General features: G+C 65.4%; 3 protein-coding genes. All 3 read right to left on the bottom strand.

The window, feature by feature from the left end:
• Window positions 1-277: 277 nt before the first annotated feature.
• The 3 genes from KTN05_RS17220 to KTN05_RS17210 all read right to left on the bottom strand — a co-directional run bounded on the left by KTN05_RS17220 (window position 278) and on the right by KTN05_RS17210 (window position 3944).
• The gene (locus KTN05_RS17220; protein WP_217330601.1) at window positions 278-409 is read right to left on the bottom strand and encodes a putative transporter small subunit; all 132 of its coding nucleotides are present in this window, start codon (window positions 407-409) and stop codon (window positions 278-280) included.
• A 10-nt stretch (window positions 410-419) separates the two neighbouring features.
• On the bottom strand, window positions 420-1943 hold the full coding sequence (locus tag KTN05_RS17215; protein WP_217330600.1) for a sodium:proline symporter: 1524 nt from the start codon (window positions 1941-1943) through the stop codon (window positions 420-422).
• A gap of 738 nt (window positions 1944-2681) precedes the next feature.
• Window positions 2682-3944 carry a Zn-dependent hydrolase gene (locus KTN05_RS17210; protein WP_217330599.1) on the bottom strand — a complete coding sequence of 421 codons (1263 nt, stop codon included), beginning with the start codon at window positions 3942-3944 and terminating at the stop codon, window positions 2682-2684.
• Between the last annotated feature and the right edge of the window lie 133 nt (window positions 3945-4077).

Below are 4077 nucleotides of genomic sequence, written 5' to 3'. Positions count from 1 at the left end.
TATCTCCAAAACCAACTCCTTCGCGCCATGCCCACCCGCGGAGAATGGACCGATCAGATCAGCAGCGGCAGGAGGAGAGCGCCGTGGCGCTTACGTTTGAACGAGGGTTGCTGCAGGAACCGATCCTCATGGCCGAAAGGTGATCCCCGCTGACGGGTGGCGCATGCTGCAGCAACGGGGCGAATGGCGTTCCCTGAACATTCACGCCCGTAGCCTGCGAGGGCTGCGGCCGGCCCCAGGCGCCGGGCGCCTGAAGCCGGAGCTTCCTCCCGCAGGCTCAGATCATCGACCGCCCCGCTTTTCGGGCGGCCCGCATCTCGCCCACGAAGGCGCGGACGATGACGGCCAGCACGCCGGCAACGATGAGCGGCCAGAGCAGCAGGTAGAAGGTGAGAAACGTCGGGGACATGGATATCTCCTCAGGTTGCGGCTTGGGGTTTGTCGAAGCGGCCGGTTTCCTCCGCGATGCGGCTGAACTCGAAACACTCGCGCTCGGTGAGCGAGATCGCCACGCACAGCACGGTGCTGACCGCATAGGCCAGCAGCGAGGCCGTCAGCACCGGATACTGGTGCAGGAAGCCCATGCCGAACGGCAGCACGGCGAGCGCCGCGACGACCGCTGTCGCGATCCCGGCCCGCAGGCCGAAGAAGCCGAAGATCATCAGCCCGGCGATCACGCCGACCCCGATCACGGCAAGGAAGTCCGAGACCAGCGCCACAGGCCCATCCAGCGTGATCCAGCCGAACCGCACCGGGAAGAACACCGCCAGCGCCGAAAGGACCGAGATGGTGAAGGCCTTGTTCGTCACCCTGCTCCAGTAGAAGCTGGCGATCACCGGGAACACCAGCGCCCCCCAGATCGCGCCGACCAGCACCAGCAGCTCGAGGATGTTGAGCCGGTTCGAGGCGATGTAGGCCGCAGCCCCGGTCGCCACGATCATCGTGATCCGCCCGATCAGCAGCATGAGCCTGGGGTTCGCCTCGCCGGGTCTGGCGATGTTGCGGCCGTAGATGTCGGTCATGACGATGGACGATAGCGCCGACAGGTCGCTGTCCGCCGTCGAGGCCATCGAGCCGATCACCATGATGAAGAACAGGCACAGGATGCCGACGCCCAGATACGTCGCCGCAAGCTGGGGAATGATGTTGTTCAGATCGCCATCCATCGGCTCCATGCCCAGATACAGCGCCAGCACGCCCAGCATGCCCACGCCGATCACGGTCGAGCCGTAGCCGACGGTCGCGGTGATGAAGGTCTGCTTGATCTTGTCCTCGCGCACGGCGAACAGGCGCTGCGCGATGGTCTGGTTGCCGATGGCATAGGCCAGCACGGCGGCGATATAGGGCGCGCCCTGGTTCAGGAACGCCTCGGACGAGAAGAAGCTCTGCTGCTGCGGGGTCAGGTTGACGGCGCCGGTCTCGAAGATCGCGGGACCACCTGCGGCGAAGAACACCGCCGGAACGATGACGACGACCGCGCCCAGCATGGCGCAGACCTGCACGAAGTCCGTCAGGATCGAGGCGCGGATGCCCGACCACAGCGTGTAGAGCAGGACGCCCGTGGCGATCAGCAGGATCCCGGTCGAGAAGGACAGCGGCGACAACATCGCGATCAGCGCGCCGCCGGCGATGAAGTTCGAGGTCAGGCTGAGCAGGCTGCCGAGGATGTTCGACCCGGCGAGGATCAGCTGGCTCGAACGGCCGTGCCGCACATGCAGGATCTCGGCCAGCGTGTGCGCGCGCGGCGCGAGGCTGCGGATGCGGCGGCCGAAGGGATAGATGAACAGGATCATCAGCGCGCCCCACAGCCCGTAATGGATCGGGCCGGAAATGCCGTAGGTGTAACCCGAGGTGGCCGATGCGTAGAGCGAGGAGGCCCAGATCCAGGTGGCGGTCATCGAGGCCGCCGAAATACCGAAGGCAACGCGGTTGCCTGCAGTCATGTAATGGTCGGCGTTTTCCTGCTTCCGTCCGATGGAGAGCGTGATGAGGAATGTGAGGCCGAAGAACAGGGTGAGAAGAAGAAGGGTGAGCGGTGTTCCTAATTGCTGAATCTGCATAGCACCTATGGCCGGTTGTTGACGTCGCACGGACCAAGGCAGGCACAATCGACCGGAGAACCGGCCGCGCCTGATGAACCGCGTAGTTTCCAGGTCACTTTTCACGCGCCAGACGGCAGCGAAGCGACAACGAGGCATGGCGAATGGATCGCAGATGCGCTCAGGGGATCAGATGATCACGGCGGGCAACATAACGTGATGTTTCCGTTATGCAACCCTCGGGGCTTATCGGTGTTACCTTCGGCTTTACGGAGATTTGCTCCGCTCCTCGTCATTGCGGGAATCCGCGGGGCTTGAGATCGGCGGTCCACGGCTGTTTCGAGGCGAGCGCGCCGGGCGCGGAGCCGTCAGGTAACGCAACCCTCCGGCGCTTTTCGCGCGGCGTGAAATGGCCCAGGGACGAGTGCGGCCGGACGATCCTTGGATTGACATCGATCAGGGCCGACGGTCCGACGTTGGAAGATCGCATGATCCCGCCTCACCCGGAGGACCGCGTTTTCGGCATCGTCAGGGCTTCCCCATGCCGCCTGCTCCTGCGCGGTGAGCAAACTCTACATCAGATCGACGGGCGCTCCGGTGGACGGGTCAATGCCACCGCGAACGGATCAAACACCCGGATGGTCAATCCTGCCGCGCCTCCTGGCGGCGCTCGGCCTTCCGCCGGTCGTAATCCAAAACCGCCCCCAGCAGGACCTGCGCGCCCGCCGCGCATTCCTCGGATCGGGTGTATTCTGCCGGGTTGTGCGACAGGCCGCCCTTGCTGGGCACGAAGATCATCGTCGTCGGCGCGACGGCGGCGGCATGGACTGCGTCATGCCCCGCTCCCGAGATCATGTCGCGCGTGGACAGACCAGCGGCCGCGGCCCCCGCCCGGACAGATGCGATGCATTCGGGATCGAAGACCACCGGCGCCGTGCGGGAGACGCGCTCCAGCCGGTGGTCAAGTCCGTTCACCACGGCGGCTTCGACCACAAGCGCGGCAATCTCGGTTTCCATCCGATCCAGAACAGCGTCCTCAGGGTGGCGCAGATCGACGGTGGCCCGTGCCGCGCCGGGAATCACGTTGTGTGAGTTCGGGCTGACCTGAAGAAAGCCGATGGTGCCGACGGCGTCCTTATGGCTGCGGGCGATGCGGTCTATGCCCTCGATCACCTGTGCCATGCCGACAAGCGCGTTGCGGCGCAGGTTCATGGGGGTGGAGCCGGTATGTGCCGCCGTCCCGGTAAGGGTCAGGTCGAACCAACGGATTCCCTGCACCCCCTGCACCACGCCGATCTGCCTGCCCTCGGCTTCCAGTATCGGCCCCTGCTCGATATGCAGCTCGAACATCGCGCCGAACCGGACGGAGCCCGCCTTCGCCTCTCCGCGCCAGCCGATGCGGTCAAGAGAGGCCCCGAAGCTGTCGCCGTCCGCATCGGTGCGGCTGTCGCCATAATCGCGGCTGTAGGCCCCCGCCCAGATGCCCGAACCCAGCATCGCCGGCGAAAAGCGAGAGCCCTCCTCGTTGGTCCAGTTGGCCAGCATCAGCGGCGCCTCGGTCTGGAAGCCTGCCTCATCGAGCGTCCGCAGCACTTCGAGCCCTGCCAGAACGCCCAGCACCCCGTCGAACTTGCCGCCAGTCGGCTGGGTATCCAGATGACTGCCCATGGCGATCGGCGCGAGGTCCGGTCGCCGGCCCGGACGGACAGCGAACATGTTGCCAACCTCGTCCACGATCATCGCCATTCCCAACGCATCGCATTGCGCCTTGAGCCAGTCGCGGGCGCGGCGGTCATGATCCGTCAGCGACAGCCGGGCAATACCCCCGTCCGGGGTGGCTCCGATGGCAGCCGTCTCCATCAGGCTGTCCCAAAGCCGTGCGGCGTCAATCTTCAGGTTGGTCATTCGTTTTCCTTCTGGCTCAAGCCCCCTCTATCCGCCCAGAAACCTCCGCTCCTGCACCGCGCGCCAGCTTGCTGCCGGTTGTCGCGCAGGTCGGCTGCGCTTGCATGGTTCCGGGCTTGAGCTCAGGGCCACA

Source organism: Paracoccus sp. Z118 (assembly GCF_019061185.1).
GTDB lineage: Bacteria > Pseudomonadota > Alphaproteobacteria > Rhodobacterales > Rhodobacteraceae > Paracoccus.
The sequence above is the reverse complement of the archived record's forward strand: the minus strand, read 5'-3'. Positions and strand labels throughout refer to the sequence as shown.

Coding starts and splice junctions, on each gene's coding strand:
- KTN05_RS17220 (WP_217330601.1), bottom strand. CDS start 409: ATGTCCCCGACGTTTCTCACCTTCTACCTGCTGCTCTGGCCGCTCATC.
- KTN05_RS17215 (WP_217330600.1), bottom strand. CDS start 1,943: ATGACTGCAGGCAACCGCGTTGCCTTCGGTATTTCGGCGGCCTCGATG.
- KTN05_RS17210 (WP_217330599.1), bottom strand. CDS start 3,944: ATGACCAACCTGAAGATTGACGCCGCACGGCTTTGGGACAGCCTGATG.